The sequence below is a fragment of the Enterobacter sp. JUb54 genome, from assembly GCF_014298075.1.
GTDB lineage: Bacteria > Pseudomonadota > Gammaproteobacteria > Enterobacterales > Enterobacteriaceae > Klebsiella > Klebsiella lignicola.
In genome coordinates this window covers 2,259,749-2,275,865 of record NZ_CP060418.1, presented here as the reverse complement: position 1 = coordinate 2,275,865, position 16,117 = coordinate 2,259,749, and the positions used below count along the sequence as shown (strand labels likewise).

At 53.0% G+C, this 16,117-nt stretch carries 13 protein-coding genes; 4 read left to right on the top strand and 9 right to left on the bottom strand.

All coding sequences use genetic code 11. From position 1 onward, the window contains the following. Positions 1-56: 56 nt before the first annotated feature. Positions 57-278 carry a cold shock-like protein CspD gene (gene cspD / locus HF679_RS10455; RefSeq protein ID WP_123756144.1) on the bottom strand — a complete coding sequence of 74 codons (222 nt, stop codon included), beginning with the start codon at positions 276-278 and terminating at the stop codon, positions 57-59. A gap of 325 nt (positions 279-603) precedes the next feature. Between cspD and clpS the strand changes: the two genes are divergently transcribed. Continuing rightward, the gene (gene clpS, locus HF679_RS10450) at positions 604-921 is read left to right on the top strand and encodes an ATP-dependent Clp protease adapter ClpS (RefSeq protein WP_004860017.1); all 318 of its coding nucleotides are present in this window, start codon (positions 604-606) and stop codon (positions 919-921) included. A gap of 30 nt (positions 922-951) precedes the next feature. Further along, positions 952-3,231, top strand: a complete 2,280-nt coding sequence (gene clpA / locus HF679_RS10445) for an ATP-dependent Clp protease ATP-binding subunit ClpA (protein ID WP_123756145.1) — start codon at positions 952-954, stop codon at positions 3,229-3,231. 142 nt (positions 3,232-3,373) lie between these two features. On the opposite strand, the gene HF679_RS10440 is transcribed toward clpA, so the two are convergent. The 4 genes from HF679_RS10440 to HF679_RS10425 form a co-directional block, all read right to left on the bottom strand. Further along, positions 3,374-5,809 carry a fimbria/pilus outer membrane usher protein gene (locus HF679_RS10440; protein ID WP_227540128.1) on the bottom strand — a complete coding sequence of 812 codons (2,436 nt, stop codon included), beginning with the start codon at positions 5,807-5,809 and terminating at the stop codon, positions 3,374-3,376. A gap of 186 nt (positions 5,810-5,995) precedes the next feature. Beyond that, entirely contained in the window at positions 5,996-6,652 is a 657-nt protein-coding gene (locus HF679_RS10435) for a molecular chaperone (RefSeq protein WP_187042952.1), read from the bottom strand. Between the two features lie 109 nt (positions 6,653-6,761). Beyond that, positions 6,762-7,292 (bottom strand): fimbrial protein, encoded by a 531-nt coding sequence (locus HF679_RS10430; RefSeq protein WP_123756148.1) that lies wholly within the window; start codon positions 7,290-7,292, stop codon positions 6,762-6,764. 656 nt (positions 7,293-7,948) lie between these two features. Continuing rightward, a complete protein-coding gene (locus HF679_RS10425) occupies positions 7,949-9,103 on the bottom strand; it encodes a fimbrial protein (RefSeq protein ID WP_123756149.1) in 1,155 nt (384 codons plus the stop codon). A 483-nt stretch (positions 9,104-9,586) separates the two neighbouring features. Between HF679_RS10425 and HF679_RS10420 the strand changes: the two genes are divergently transcribed. Continuing rightward, on the top strand, positions 9,587-10,351 hold the full coding sequence (locus tag HF679_RS10420) for a transcriptional regulator (RefSeq protein ID WP_123756150.1): 765 nt from the start codon (positions 9,587-9,589) through the stop codon (positions 10,349-10,351). Then, positions 10,348-10,794, top strand: coding sequence for a hypothetical protein (locus HF679_RS10415; protein ID WP_123756151.1), 447 nt, complete (start codon positions 10,348-10,350; stop codon positions 10,792-10,794). Before HF679_RS10420 ends, HF679_RS10415 begins: the two co-directional genes overlap by 4 nt. Positions 10,795-10,927: 133 nt before the next feature. Here the strand turns inward: HF679_RS10415 and infA are convergent, their stop codons facing one another. The 4 genes from infA to cydD form a co-directional block, all read right to left on the bottom strand. Next, positions 10,928-11,146: a translation initiation factor IF-1 gene (gene infA / locus HF679_RS10410; protein WP_002211347.1), complete on the bottom strand. Its 219-nt coding sequence runs from the start codon at positions 11,144-11,146 to the stop codon at positions 10,928-10,930. Positions 11,147-11,656: 510 nt separating this feature from the next. After that, entirely contained in the window at positions 11,657-12,361 is a 705-nt protein-coding gene (gene aat, locus HF679_RS10405; RefSeq protein WP_123756152.1) for a leucyl/phenylalanyl-tRNA--protein transferase, read from the bottom strand. 158 nt (positions 12,362-12,519) lie between these two features. Next, entirely contained in the window at positions 12,520-14,241 is a 1,722-nt protein-coding gene (gene cydC, locus HF679_RS10400; RefSeq protein ID WP_123756153.1) for a heme ABC transporter ATP-binding protein/permease CydC, read from the bottom strand. Next, positions 14,242-16,008 (bottom strand): heme ABC transporter permease/ATP-binding protein CydD, encoded by a 1,767-nt coding sequence (cydD, locus tag HF679_RS10395; protein WP_187042951.1) that lies wholly within the window; start codon positions 16,006-16,008, stop codon positions 14,242-14,244. It lies immediately after the preceding gene. Between the last annotated feature and the right edge of the window lie 109 nt (positions 16,009-16,117).

The window sequence follows — 16,117 nt, the reverse complement described above, 5'->3', positions numbered from 1 at the left end:
GCCAGTCAGAAGGACTGGCATTTTACTGGCGGGATGTACACAATGAAGCGAAAGCGTTATGCAGCCACTTCGGCTTCCACAGGAACAATCACGCTGGCGTGATTGCCTTTCGGCCCCTGGTGAACATCAAACCGAACGGCTTGTCCGGCTTTTAGCGTTCTGTAACCATCCATCTGGATGGTGGAGTAATGGGCGAAAATGTCTTCGCCGCCGCCCTCAGGGCAGATAAAACCGAACCCTTTGGCATTGTTGAACCACTTAACAGTACCCATTTCCATACTTCGACATCCTTCGTAATTCTTTATAAGTAAGATGGAATGAACCGGTAGTGGAGTGACGAGTTGTTCAAATGCTCGCCAACTCTCGCTAGTACAATTTAGAGAAATACGGAAATGCGTCAAGCGATTGACGGTAGTGGAAGGCGAAAAATGCGTCAAAATTTGAAGCAGTTAACGCTATTGCCGGGGAATGTGACAGACATCGCGGATGGAAGTAATAGATGATAGTTATCTATGATCTATTGTAGATTTGTGATGTGCATAGCCACTGGTCATCAACAGGCCGCCGCCTGTTGGCAACAGCAACCATTGATGAACATTGACGATGAGTAAGAGAGATTGGCTGGATTTCGATCAGCTGGTAGAAGACGAAGTTCGTAATGAACTTAAACCACCATCTATGTATAAAGTGATATTGCTCAATGATGACTACACTCCAATGGAGTTTGTTATTGACGTGTTACAAAAATTCTTTTCTTATGATGTAGAACGTGCAACGCAACTGATGCTGACGGTTCACTATCAAGGTAAAGCGATTTGTGGTGTATTTACTGCAGAAGTCGCGGAAACCAAAGTCGCGATGGTGAACGAATACGCGAAGGAGAACGAGCATCCATTGCTGTGTACGCTAGAGAAAGCCTGAAGACAGGCATGAAAATTGGGGGAGGTGCCTATGCTCAATCAAGAACTGGAACTCAGTTTAAATATGGCTTTCGCCAGAGCGCGCGAGCACCGTCATGAGTTCATGACCGTCGAGCACTTGTTGCTGGCGCTGCTCAGCAACCCTTCGGCCCGCGAGGCGTTAGAAGCCTGCTCCGTGGACCTGGTGGCGCTGCGTCAGGAACTCGAAGCCTTCATCGAACAGACCACACCCGTACTGCCCGCCACGGAAGAAGAGCGCGACACTCAGCCGACGCTGAGTTTCCAGCGTGTGCTGCAACGCGCGGTCTTCCACGTCCAATCCTCTGGCCGCAGTGAAGTCACCGGCGCCAACGTTCTGGTCGCGATTTTCAGCGAACAGGAATCGCAGGCGGCCTATCTGCTGCGTAAACACGAAGTCAGCCGTCTCGACATCGTTAACTTCATTTCTCACGGTACACGCAAAGACGAGCCGAGCCAGCCTTCCGATAACAGCGGAAGCCAGCCCAGCAATGAAGAGCAAGCAGGCGGGGAGGATCGTATGGAAAACTTCACCACCAATCTCAATCAGCTTGCTCGCGTCGGCGGAATCGATCCGTTGATCGGCCGCGAAAAAGAGCTGGAGCGTGCGATTCAGGTTCTGTGCCGTCGCCGGAAAAATAACCCGCTGCTGGTGGGCGAATCCGGGGTCGGTAAAACCGCCATTGCCGAAGGGCTTGCCTGGCGTATTGTGCAAGGCGACGTGCCAGAGATTATGGCCGATTGCACCATCTACTCGCTGGATATTGGCTCTCTGCTGGCGGGGACAAAATACCGCGGTGATTTTGAAAAACGTTTCAAAGCGCTGCTTAAACAGCTTGAACAGGATACCAACAGCATTCTGTTTATTGACGAAATCCACACCATTATCGGTGCGGGTGCGGCTTCTGGTGGCCAGGTCGATGCGGCCAACCTGATTAAACCGCTGCTCTCCAGCGGCAAAATTCGGGTGATGGGCTCAACCACTTACCAGGAATTCAGCAACATCTTCGAAAAAGACCGTGCTCTGGCGCGTCGCTTCCAGAAGATTGATATTACCGAACCTTCTGTGGAAGAGACGGTGCAGATCATCAACGGCCTGAAACCGAAGTACGAAGCGCACCACGATGTGCGTTACACCGCGAAAGCGGTACGTGCGGCGGTCGAGCTGGCGGTGAAATACATTAACGACCGCCATCTGCCGGACAAGGCTATCGACGTGATCGACGAGGCCGGGGCGCGGGCGCGTTTAATGCCAGCCAGCAAGCGTAAGAAAACCGTCAACGTGGCGGATATCGAGTCGGTGGTGGCACGCATTGCCCGTATTCCTGAGAAGAGCGTCTCGCAGAGCGATCGCGATACGCTGAAAAATCTCGGCGACCGTCTGAAAATGCTGGTCTTTGGTCAGGGTAAAGCGATTGAAGCCTTGACTGAGGCCATCAAGATGGCGCGTGCGGGCCTGGGCCACGAGCACAAACCTGTTGGTTCATTCCTCTTCGCCGGGCCGACCGGGGTCGGGAAAACTGAGGTGACCGTGCAGCTGGCGAAAGCGCTGGGTATTGAGCTGCTGCGTTTTGATATGTCCGAATATATGGAACGTCATACCGTCAGCCGCCTGATTGGCGCGCCTCCGGGCTACGTCGGTTTCGATCAGGGCGGGTTGCTGACCGATGCGGTGATTAAGCATCCGCATGCGGTGCTGCTGCTTGATGAGATCGAAAAAGCGCACCCGGACGTCTTTAACCTGCTGCTGCAGGTGATGGATAACGGCACGCTGACCGACAATAACGGCCGTAAGGCGGACTTCCGTAACGTGGTGCTGGTGATGACCACCAACGCCGGGGTGCGTGAGACCGAACGTAAATCGATCGGCCTTATCCAGCAGGATAACAGCCCGGATGCGATGGATGAGATCAAAAAGATCTTTACGCCGGAATTCCGCAACCGTCTCGACAACATTATCTGGTTCGATCATCTCTCTACGACGGTGATCCATCAGGTGGTGGATAAGTTTATCGTCGAGCTGCAGGTTCAGCTGGATCAGAAAGGCGTCTCGCTGGAAGTGAGCCAGGAAGCACGAGACTGGCTGGCAGAAAAAGGCTACGACCGGGCAATGGGCGCACGTCCAATGGCGCGTGTTATCCAGGATAACCTGAAAAAACCGCTGGCTAACGAGCTGCTGTTTGGTTCGCTGGTTGATGGTGGGCAGGTGACCGTCGCGCTGGATAAAGACAAAGGTGCGTTGACCTATAACTTCCAGAGCGCGCAGAAACATAAACCGGAAACGGCACACTAAGTTCTACCGTGTGGTTATCGGCAAAAGGGTCCATGGTAAACATGGACCCTTTTTTATTGATACCGGCTGAAAATATTCTTACTGGTCAGCTTCCGGGAGTGCCAGCGCCTGGTACGGGGTGAGTTCTACATCGTCGTTATTGTTATCCTTCCAGCGGCAGAACTGTCGGGATTGACACCATTGTGACCAGCGAGCGGCACTGCGCCGTTATCTGTTGAGTGACAACGTTTCCCGTTCCGCTTTCCGGTATCCGATAATCAACCTGACATTGTTCGCTGCGGCCTTCTCCCCACTTAAGCGTTATGTTCCCTTGCAGAGGTCCTACCAGGGCGTACAGCTGGCCAGCCTGGCCGACGTAGCCCGCAAGTGTCCCCTCGCTGTCGGTAGCTTGTGCGCCAAATGGTACTGGTTGCCCGTTGTGCTGTGTCAGATTCAGTATCAGGGTATTTCCCTGGCGGACGCCGTACTCCAGCTTCACTACCGCCCCGGAATAAGGAGCCACTTTTTGTCGGGTGGTACTTAACTCGACGCCATCCGCGGCGCCTTTAAGATCAACGCTGACATCATTGAACTGGTAAGGATTAAGGTTGGGGACCAGCGCATAGCCCCGGCTGTCTACCCGAATTCCAGGCAAGGAGCTGATACCGGCGCCTTCCGCGCCTTTTGCTTCAACGATGGCAAAGGTATCGCTGGTATAAGATGTGGCGCTGAGTCCACCGCTGTGGGCAACCAGGGTACCGTTCAACCCTAACGAAGTACTGATGTAGTGTCGGCCCTTGCTGGCGGTGGCAGATAGCGACGACCACGGGCCTCGATACTGGCCTGACAGCGTACCGGCATTGCCGTTGGCACTGTGATGACTGGTATCGACCCCGTAACTAAACTGCTGATTTTCGCCTGCGCTGCCGAACAGCGACAGTTGCTCACCGTATTTTCCCTGGGCGTCACGGGTCAGACTGCTGCGCAGGTACGGCGTATTCCGTTTGCTATTATCCCCCAGCGGCATATTGAGACTCAGCAGCCAGGTGTTTTCAAATTTGCCGCTGCTGTTACGCCCGCGGGTTGCCGACAGCCCCCAGGAGAGCTTGCCAGTACTGATGTTATACCCCAGTTGGTATTGCTGGTCGTGGCCCTCGCGCCCCCAATAGTTCTGCACGGATCCGCTCAGATAGACCTGCCCTAAGCGCTCACCCAGCCGTTGGTTAAAGGTCAGGGTGGCCCGGTTGCGCGGACGAATAAGACGGTCTGGTGTGGTAGCCCGCTCACGCAGCTGCATCGCATCCTGAATACTGAGATAGCTCTGGGTCGAAAAACGGTAGGTGGCTAAAGAAAAGTTGCTGCCTGTTTCGGGGATATATTTGCTGTAGCTCAGACGATAGCTCTGCCCCTGCATGTTTTCTCCTCTCGGGGCCTTAAAGTTCGTGTGCGTGGCATCCGCCGACACGGCACCAATGATCGTGCCAACCGCCAGACCACCCTGGGCGGCATAATAGTCAGGCGCCATCTGCGCGCCGGTATAAGCGGTAAGTTGATTGGTCAGCCCCTGCTGCCAGGTGATTTCACCGAAGCCCGGTTTGTTGTTGAGTACATCGTTACGCAGTTTCCCTGCGGTAAAGCTGTAGCGCCAGCTTCCCGGGCGCAGCAGCTGGGCGACTGCCGCGTAGGGTACTTCGAATCGTTGCTGCTGGCCGTCAGCCTCTTTTACGGTGACATTCAGCGAGCCGCCATATCCCGTCGGGTAGAGATCATTAATGACAAATTCGCCCGGTGTGACGGTGGTTTCATAGATAACCTGGCCATTCTGACTGACGCTCACCAGCGCGTTTGTCCGGGCTATGCCACGTATTTCCGGCGCATAACCGCGCAGGGATTCTGGGAGCATTCGGTCATCGCTGGTCAGCGACACGCCGGTAAATGGAACGGTGTCGAACAGTTGGCCCTGGGTGTTACTCTCACCCATCAGCAGTCGACCCCGCAGGAAGGGGATGTCACGCTGTAGGTAGGTATTGATGGCGTCGTATTGGCCTGACTGATGCTCCTGCCAGCTGTAGCTGCCATTGTGCCGCAGATACCAGCCGCCAAGGTTGAACCCGGCATTTATCAGCCCGTAGGCCTGCTGATAATCGCGGCCATAGGACGATGTGCGCCAGGCTCCGAGGTTATAACCCAGTATCGCCGCCGTCACGCCCTGGTCCCACTGGGCGTAGGGCACCGTGCCGCGGGCCGTACGCTGCACGAGGATCTGTGGCAGCGTCAGGTTCAGTCGCTGACGGCCGCTGTCATAATCGCGGGTGGCATCAGGCAGTCGGGTTGCCAGGTTCTGACAATCACCCGTTTCTGCTGGTTTAAGGGTATCGTCAGCCAGGGGCAGGGACCGCAGCAGACTTTCCGGCGCACAGAGTAGGGTGCCGCCGTCCGGAAGCGCCCGGAAGGTAATATTTTCCTTGCTAAAAAATTCACCGTTCAGCCAGATTTCGGTTTCGTGTACGCCTGGCATCGCTGCGGCGCCGTAACGAAAACGCGTCAGGTCAAGCTGATCGGGATTCTGAAGATTCAGAAACGATGGGTCAAACTCCATCGTGTCGTCCGCACTAGCAAAAGATGACAGCGCTAAGGTAATGGCTGCCAGAAGTGGATGCAGTGCGGGAAAATGAGTGTTGTCGCGCCTGGGCTTTTGGGCTGGGTTCTTCTCCGCCATCCTCCGGCTCCTTGTCTCTTTTATTGTTATGTTACGGCCCTGTTGTCCTGAGCCTGTTGCGGTAATCTATTTTGGCGAATGCTGGCGTATCGCCCCGTAATCATTGACGCTTCGCCAGCTGCTCACTGTGCCGGCCTGGCTGCCCTTGGCGGTAAATGTTCGATGGCTAAACGGCGGTACGGTATCGGCTTCTGTCACAACCCTGCGGCCATCAAGCGTGGTTTCGACATCCACCAGATTGATATTCCAGGGGGTGTCGTTGGTGGCGGTCAGACGGTTACCCGAACTTTTCCAGCGCAGAGTACTGGCGGCCGCTTCCGGGGTCCCTTGCAGACCGGCAGGGCGGAAAAGTAGTTTTATCCGGGTACGAAACGCCATCTGCAGGAAGCTTTTACTTTCTTCGCCTTTAAGTTTTGGCGGGACTTCCAGCGCGTTAAACCACAGCAGCGATTCACGGTCCGCCGCTAAACCGCTGCCGGTGTAACGAATACGTACTGACTGGCTTTTGCCGGAATCAATGCGGTTAACGGGGGGCGTCAATACAAACGGAACCTTCATCAGGTCCGGAGAAACATCAGCATGGCCATCATCAATCCAGCTCTGCAGCAGAACAGGTTCTTTGCCCTGGTTACTTATCTGTACCGTCACCTCACGTTCGGACTGCGGATAGATGACCCGAGTGGATGAAATGGTCGTAGCCGCCAAGGCTGATGTGCAGAGCATGGTGGAAAGCCCTACGGCCATAAGGGGAAAAACTGAGGAACGTATTGCCATCTGCGGTACTCCATGACCGTAGAATAAAGAGGCGGGACAGGCCCGCCTGAGGGAGAACTTATTTGTACTGAAGGTTGTAAACTACGCTTGCGGACACGGCACCAGCCTTCGCCACGCCGGTTGCATAGTAACGGGCGGTATACGGCAGAGTGGCGGTACCGCCTTTAACAGAGAGATAGCCAGCATCGGTAATCTGCTCCGTGCTACCGGCTTTAATCACGTTCCCGGTAGTACCGTCTAACAGCTGAACGTCCACGTTTTCAGCATCGCCGGTGTTGATCAGGCGACCATCGGCGTTGACGTTGGTGCCGGCTTCAAAGAAGGCTGAAGCAGTTTCCAGAGTACCGGTGCAACCGCTCAACGCCATGGTAAACTGAGTTTCACCCGCGGTTTTGGCGGCAGCATTTAATGAACCTGCAGACGCTGTTGGCAGGGTCACGGTATTGCTTGCGGCCCCGCCACTGATGGAAGGCGTACAGGTGTTTGCTGTTACAGTACCTTCAAAGGTGATGGTACCGGTGTTAGCCATCGTCTGGGCGGTGAATCCGACCATTGCTGTAATAGCCAGAGAGAGGATTGTTTTTTTCATACTGCTTTCCTTGTTTTAGGTTGTGTTTAATCCGAAATAACCCGGGGTGTTTGTAATTTAATGTGTGAGAGGGGGCTGAATAGATGGATATACTCTCTCCCTTTCTGAATTTATTTCGTGGCAATTATGCTGTCATGTCCGCAAGGAATGAAAATCGGTAGATGGAATCAATGGTTCTAAAAGTAACAGGTGCTGACTATTAAGCGAAAAGCAAAACAAACAAAACAAGTAAAAGTTTATAAAATACATGCGGATAGTGGCTATTGATTCATTAGAAAATAACAATCAAAATGATAGTGATGGCATTGGTTATATATTTATCAGATTATTAATAAGGATTTATAAAGGTTAGAAGCTTAACGGCGCAGGAAGAGTGGGCGTGTTTATTTATGCTGGGCTTCATTACTAATTTCATTATTGATGAGAGTAATGTTTGTTTCTCTGCTGGAAGGGAATATTCAGATATTGACCCGAGGCGTACCTGCGCTACTTCACTGGGTACTATTTCCCCAGTTATTCAGGATAGTGACATTTTTAGAATGTACAGGGTTGGGTAAGGGGGAGAGGGTAAGCGCAGGTTGTCTTTTACAATATTTATCTGGCAGGTTGTTTTTTTGTGAGGTTAGGCTCTTTGGCGCAGGGCCTGCCGCTTTTTATTACTTGTACTGAACCGTGAAAGTAACTTTCCCGTTCGCCGTTCCCCCGGTGATACGCTCGCCGGTCTGAACATAGCGAGCGGCCAGTGGAATTGACATACTGGTAAAGCCATTTACAGGCAAATTTGCTGAATATCCACGATTGAACCGTATGAAATTTGATGCCGCGCTGGTCAATGAACCTATTCCTATCTGGATCCCCACGCCACCAGCAGACGACTCCCCGGCATCAACGGCCATAATGCCACTGGTATTGTCTATAATCGTCGTGAGCGGTGTCAGTTTGAAGGTATATTGATTCTGCGTAGCGGGTCCATTCGAGGAAACTGCGCCGCCATTGACCTGAGTATGCCCGGCATAATAACCATGAAACTGGCCGCATCCGGTCATGCGAATTGACGCATCCTGCCACTCCGTACCCGAGCCTTTTCCCGCAAACTGGGACGCGTCCCATGTCCCCATCATGACCTTAACATCCGGTGTCGTACAGGTTGGTGCTGTCACCGTAACGGAACCTTTCAGAGACGACTTTTGCACAACAACCATGCTATCGGCCTGGCCGTAGAGTCGTTCAAAGGACGGCAGCGATTCTCCGTTAATCATCCCTGGGGTTACCGGCCCACTGGCGGTTTTAATGAGCAACACACTCAGAGTATATTCTGCACCAATGACCTCACCTGTGCTGACAGCGCCCACGAAAGAGCAATTTATGGAATCTGAACAGGATGCAGCAGATACAAGATCATTCCCTTGGGCACCGGTGTTAAATGCTACTCCTACTCCGGGTAATGAGGTGGTATAGACTCGTGAACCTGAAGGTATCAGCGTCGCTGGAACGTTAAAATCATCCACGGAACCGATATCAGCTCCAGAATCGATGACCTTTAGCTGTCTGTAAAATGCTCCACTCTGCGTACAAATAATGCTTACCCGCCATATTGCCTGGAAAGCGCCGCGATATAACACCGTCCCTACCGGCAGGTCTGCCGGGGCTGATATCGAGGCGGCCAGGGGTACTACGCTGATGGCCGGGGCAGTTAGTGAGGGTTTACCTTCTGCGGGTTCACCTATTTGACAGGAAGCCAGCGCATTTCTGCCTGCCAGACCGGCTATCATAATGGCAAATGCTGTCAGAACGTCCATTCTGCGATTCATCAAGGCTCCTTTTGCAGTTATTCATGATAATTATGCAGTTTTACTGGACAGGGATGAAAGTCGGTTAAAGGAATCAATGCTTCCAAAGCAACAGGTGCTGACTATTGAACGGTAAAATAAAATAAAATAAAATAAAATAAACAAAACAAATAAAAGCCATGCGTATTCAGTTTGATAGGCTGCTGGTCAGGGTTTTGAAGTCCGGAAATCAAAGTGCCAAAAGTGACGCGTAATGTGTATTTATCAGATAATGCAGAAAAATAAACCCATAAGAATGGCATGTTGATTTTTAGTTTCTTTTTGTTGTGTTGGTTTCGTTTTAATGAAAATCTGAAAAATTTATTTTTGCAGCCTGAACAAGGAATGGCGTATGGAAACAGGCTTGTTTTTTTTATAAGGTAGTGCATACAAATAAGTCTATTTTACGCTGAGTTTTAAAAGCAACAATAATTCAACATGATTATTTCATAACAGGCGCAGCTGATGGTTAAGCAGTATTTAATTGATGATCAAATTATCTTTTCGCCAGCAGAACAAAAACTCCTGTCGGTGGCGAGCGGAAAGGGAAAAGTAATGCACGGCAACGTCTCTCGCTGCCTTGAACTGCTCATTATGCATCAGGGAACGGTGATTCCTCAAAATGAACTGGTTTTGTACGGTTGGGGAAAGGATGTCAGTGCTTCAGTCACCACGGCAGCATATTATCAGTGCTTTGTTAATCTTAGAAAAAATCTAAAAGAGCTGGATTACACTTATGAGTTAGTGGTTACACTCAGAAAAGTGGGAGTCAAAATAGATTCAGGGGTTAACATTAGCCTCCTTGGGCAGGAGGATGAATCACCTCGTGACGTCAGTGACGAAGATAAAACACACGATGACTTACTTTGCGTATCAAATCCGGTTGTCAGAAAGGAAAAAGCACCCGTATCGAAAGTAAAAGCATTCGTCATGGCTTCTTTTGCGACAGTGCTGGCAGTTTTGATCTATTTGGTTACCCTGACTCCGGCTGAGGGGATAGAAGGGTTCGTCCAAATTAAAAATTACCCAGCCTGTTATCGCTACAACACCAAAAACGTCGACAACAGCACTCCCACGCAGTTTATGATTGAGCAAAAAAACACCTGCGATGGAGAGAGAAATTACTACATCTCATACTTCTCCACCTCACCACGATTAAGTTACTTCTCTTGTGGGAAGGAAAGTTCGTCATTTTGTGAATCCGTCACTCATATACTTTATTTAAAATGAAAAAATACCTGATTGCGTTGTCTTTTTTAATGTTTCTGCTGTCGCCTGCTGCGGTATCTGCTCAGGGGATTACTTGCAATGTACATCATCAACTCATTCACCATGGTGACACCATAACCTCTGGCTATCACTTTTCGATGGAAAACGGTAAGGGTGTACTTAAGGTCCATGGCAGGATTGAAAGCGATGGGAAGAGAAATGTGATTAGCAGAAACATCATCTTTGACTATCAGCTGGAGAACGGCATGTATCATGCGAAAAGCAAAGATTTGCGCCTGATTCCTGTGGATGATGTACCCGATACGCTGTTGGCCAAACACTATCCCGCTTTTTTTTACCAGCCCGATAAAGAGATCACGTTTTCGCTCACCAAGGTGAGAAATGGGTCCTGGCTCATTAGTTTTGTCTCTACACCGCTGTTTTACTGCAACAAAGCGGCGTAATCGACAGGCGGGTATTCCGGTGCGCGTGAGTTTACGGTCGGGGGAATTGATGCGGTTTTAGTCGGATGCAGAAATGAAAAGGCCGGGAATTATCCCGGCCTTCAGCATCTGACGCCACGAGGGCGGAAAACTATCAGCGACTACGGAAGACAATGCGGCCTTTGCTCAGGTCGTACGGGGTCAGCTCAACAGTCACTTTGTCGCCCGTCAGAATGCGGATGTAGTTCTTACGCATTTTACCGGAAATATGCGCAGTTACCACGTGACCGTTTTCCAGTTCTACGCGGAACATTGTGTTAGGCAACGTGTCAAGTACGGTGCCCTGCATTTCAATATTGTCTTCTTTGGCCATCTAGTCCTCTGGGGTATCACTACCGTAGTTTTGAACCGGCAAGATAATGCCGAAGTTCAGCGAGTAAGTAAAGTTTTACGTTATACCCGGCATACTTCAAATTGCATGAGCATTGGCTGTCCTCGTTCACCACAGTCACTTTCTTCGGTAAGCTTCTGCGGATTCCCTGCGTCGCCGTCTGCCTGCAAATCAAATTATTTAGGGTATAGACGTTTATCTTTCTGGCTGTCTTCGCTTACGCGGTCACATAGTTATTGATGCTGCCAGGGGCTTAACGTTGCCAACCCGACGCATCCTAAATTGTTCAGGATATAAATTTCTGAAGTAGTTTTGGCGCATTGCCCGTAATCCACACGGAAAAGCCGTATGACAGGCGCAAACGTAAAGGGGGAGTGACAGAACGATGGGCGTTATCTGACTCTTATGATTCCCAAACGGCGGCGGGGCAACAGGCAGAAGCTACTCTACGGCGCAATTATACCATCATGGTGAAAAATGTGCTGAAAACATTTACTCGTGGCCGGCAAATAGCACCCTCGGTACCCAAAACCGCGCAGGCAGGCGGCGGGTACGCAATTCGGCCAGACGGTCAAGGTAATCACGGCGGGGGATTTCGACGGCCCCCAGCGATGCCGTATGATTATTCAGCACCTGGCAGTCAATCAATTTACCGCCGTCGCGGCTAAATGACTGGCAGAAAATCAGTAACGCCGTTTTTGAGGCATTTTCTGCATGGCTGAACATCGACTCACCACAAAACAACGCCCCCTGAGCCACGCCATACATGCCGCCCACCAGGGTGTCGTCTTGCCAGACTTCAATCGAGTGCGCATGGCCCAGCTCATGGAGCTGGTGATAGGCCTTAACGATGCCGGGGGTGATCCACGTGCCTTCGTCACGGTTCTCGGCGCAACCTTCAATGACCTGGCCAAATGCATGGTTGAGCGTGACGCGATAGGGAGAGCGTTGGTGAAAACGCTTCATGCTGCGGCTGAGGTGAAACTGTTCTGGCCACAGGACCGCGCGGGGATCGGGAGACCACCATAAAATAGGATCGCCCGGAGAGAACCAGGGGAAAATGCCGTGCTGATAGGCCATCAACAGGCGTGACGGGCTGAGATCGCCGCCGAGCGCCAGCAGGCCATTCGGTTCGCGCAGGGCGCCTTCCGGGGAAGGGAAGGCAATGGACTGACGGGAGAGCTGAACCAGACGCATTTTAACCTCAATACGCACCAGGCAATTGTCCAATAGACTCGTGGCGTTTCAGCTAGCCACCACCGTTGTCGTTTCAGGCTAACGGCTGGCACAAGGGCACCATGTCGGTGCCCTGAAACGCCTAAAGTATATACGCAAAACGAGGGGAAATATCCCGTCTACAGACGCTGTTTAAACTGGTAATAACGCCCTTGTTTCGCCAGCAGTTCTGCGTGATTACCTTGCTCAATAATCTTCCCGTTGTCCATGATAATTATCTGATTAAAACGTGCCAGTCCGCGCAGACGGTGGGTAACCATCAGGACGGTTTTTTCACGCATCACGTCACTCAGTAAATCAAGGATTTGGCTTTCTGTTGTCGCATCAAGCCCTTCGGTGGGCTCATCAAGCAGCATCAGCGGCGCATCATGCAGCAGGGCACGGGCGATGGCCAGCCGGCGTAGCTCGCCGCCGGAAAGTTGACGACCGCCTTCACCCAACCAGGCATTGAGGCCGCTGTCTTCCAGCAGTTTCTCCAGACCCACGCGTTCCAGGGTGCTGGTGAGCTGAGCATCGCTGGCGCCAGGGGCGGCCAGCAGCAGGTTGTCGCGCAGCGTGGCGCTGAACAGATGCACCCGCTGAGGAACAACGCTCATCGCCCGACGCAGGGAAGCTTCATTGATGTGCGTTAACGGTTGACCGTTAAGCAGGATCTCACCCTGCGCCGGATCCCAGGCGCGGGTCAGAAGTTGCAACAGTGTCGATTTGCCGCAGCCGGTACGCCCCAGAATCGCGATATGCTCGCCTGCCTTGACCTGCAACGAGACGGTATCCAGCGCCGGAGCCGGCTGTTGCGGATAGCTAAAGGTGACCTTATCCAGGGTCAGCGCAACCCGCTCAGGCGCTTGTTCCGCACCAGGCACGAAAGTGACTTCTGGCTGTTGTTCGGTAATTTGCGTGATCCGACGAGCGGAAGCAATGACCTGACCAAGATGCTGAAACGCGCCGGTGACCGGGGCCAGCGCTTCAAATGCGGCCAGGGCGCAAAAAACAAACAGGGCGATCAGCGCGCCAGGCTGGCTGTTTCCGCCAACCCCGGCAGAGGCCAGCCACAGCATGGCAATCACCGCGATACCGCCAATCAGCAGCATCAACGCCTGCGACAGGGCAGTGAGATCCGCCTGGCGACGTTGTGCTTCCTGCCAGCGCTGTTCGGTCTTTTCCATCTGCGCCCGGTAGCGGTCACTGGCGCTGAACAGCATCAGCTCTGCCTGGCCTTGTAACCAGGAGGTCAACTGCTGGCGATATTGTCCGCGCTGCTGGGTGATATGTTCACCCGTCGGTTTTCCGGCGCGATAAAACAGCGGCGGCAAAATAACCAGCGTTAACAGCATGATCCCGCCCAGAGTCAGCGCCAGCGTGACGTCGAGAATACTCAGGCCAGCGGTAACCACCAGAATGACAACCAGCGCGCCAACCAGCGGGGAGATCACCCGCAAGTAGAGGTGGTCCAGCGTATCGACGTCGGCAACCACCCGGTTAAGGAGTTCACCCTGACGAAAACGCGCCAGCCCGGCAGGGGAGAGCGGCAGCAGTTTGCTGAAGGTGAATACCCGCAGATGTTGCAGCACGCGGAAGGTGGCGTCATGGCTGACAAGACGCTCAAAATAGCGACCGGCGGTACGCAGAATTGCCGCACCACGCACGCCTGCGGCCGGGAGCATATAGTTGAAGCTGTAGATGCCGGCGACTCCCACTACGGCACTGGCGGATAAGAACCAGCCCGAAAGCGTCAGCAGGCCAATGCTGGCCAGCAGGGTGATAATCGCCAGGACTACGCCGATCGTCAGCAGCCAGATATGCCGCTTGTACAACGCCAGATAAGGCAGTAATGCACGCATTTAAATCTCCTCCTGACGGTGGGCTAGCAGGGTCGCAAAATGACCCTCGGCGGCGGCCAACTGAGCATAGGTACCCTGTTCGACAATCTGACCATCCCGCATCACCCAAATCGCATCCCAATCGGCGAGACCTTCCAACTGGTGGGTGACCATCAGCGTGGTTTGTTGCGACGAGGCGTTAAACAACGCCTGCATCACCCGCTGCTCGCTATGGGCATCGAGGCTGGCTGCAGGTTCATCTAATAGCAGCAGACGGCAGGGCACCAGCAGCGCGCGCGCCACGGCAATGCGCTGTGCCTGGCCGACGGACAGGCGACCGGCCTGATCGCCGACCGGCGTGTGAATGCCTTGCGGCAGCTGAGAGACAAATTCACTGACCCAGGCTTTATCCAGCGCTAGCTGAAGCTGTGCGTCGGTGGCTTCTGGCCAGGCCAGCAGCACGTTTTCACGCAGGGTTGCCGCCGGGAGTTGAGGGTTCTGGCCCACCCAACTGAGCAGGCGATGCCAGCGGCTGGCGTCGAGGTCGCGCAGTTCAATACCGTTGACCAGCAGCGAACCTTCGTAAGGAAGAAAACCGGTTAGGGTGTTGAGGAGTGAGCTTTTCCCCGAACCACTTTGGCCCACCAGTACCACGCGCTTGCCGGCTGGAAGCGTAAAGTTGATCGGACCCGCCAGCGTTTTTCCTTCCGGGGACTTAATCAACAAATCATGCGCTTCAAGGCGAATCAGCTCATTGTCACTGAGCACTTTTTCACCTTTTTTATCCTGTGCCAGCGGCGTTTCCATAAACGTCTTCAGGCTGTCCGCGGCGCCAATGGCCTGCGCTTTGGCGTGGTAGAAGGTGCCCAAATCACGCAGCGGCTGGAAAAACTCCGGCGCCAGGATCAGGGTCAGGAAACCCGACATCAAGGTCACCCCGACGCCATAATGGCCGAAATTCAGCTCGCCGAGATAGGAGAAGCCGAAATAGACCGCCACCAGCGCAATAGAGAGGGAGGTGAAAAACTCCAGCACGCCCGACGAGAGAAAGGCGAGGCGTAACACTTCCATCGTCCGCTGGCGGAAATCCTGGGATGCTTCACGAATATTGTCGGTTTCTGCTTCACCGCGGTGAAACAGTCGCAGCGTCTCCATGCCGCGCAGGCGGTCGAGGAAATGGCCGCTTAACCGGGCCAGCGCCAGAAAGTTACGGCGGTTGGCATCAGCCGCGCCCATGCCGACCATCGCCATAAACAGCGGGATCAGCGGTGCGGTACCAAGCAGAATCAGTGCGGCTGCCCAGTTAATCGGGAAAATAGTCAGGACAATCAGCAACGGTACGCAGGCCGCCAGCGTCATCTGCGGCAGATAGCGCGCGTAGTAGTCGTGCATATCATCGATTTGCTCAAGAATGAGCGTCGCCCAGCTTCCTGCTGGTTTGCCCTGAATCCATGCCGGGCCCGCCTGCTGTAAGCGATCGAGCACCTGGCGGCGGATTTCGCAACGAATATGCTGTCCGGCCATGAACCCCACTCGTTCGCGGAACCACACCACCCAGGCACGGAGAATAAAAATTAATGCCAGCACAATAAACGGCAGCACCAGCGCCGTTGCCGGAATATTCTCCATGATCATACGATGAAGGATCCGCGCCAGCAGCCAGGCCTGGCCGACGAGCAGCAGACCGCTAATGACCCCCAAGGCACGGGAAATCATCAACCAGCGACGGGAGAGAATGCTTTGATTTTTTAACCAACGTGTTAACTCTTGCTGACGGGTTTTATTCATTGCGCACTTTGCAGGTGTAGTTATGAGGTTTTTAGGCTGGGCAATGTTACAACGAGGAAAAAATAAAGGCGACTTTTCGTCGCCTTCTTTACCTTTGTTACTGACTTGT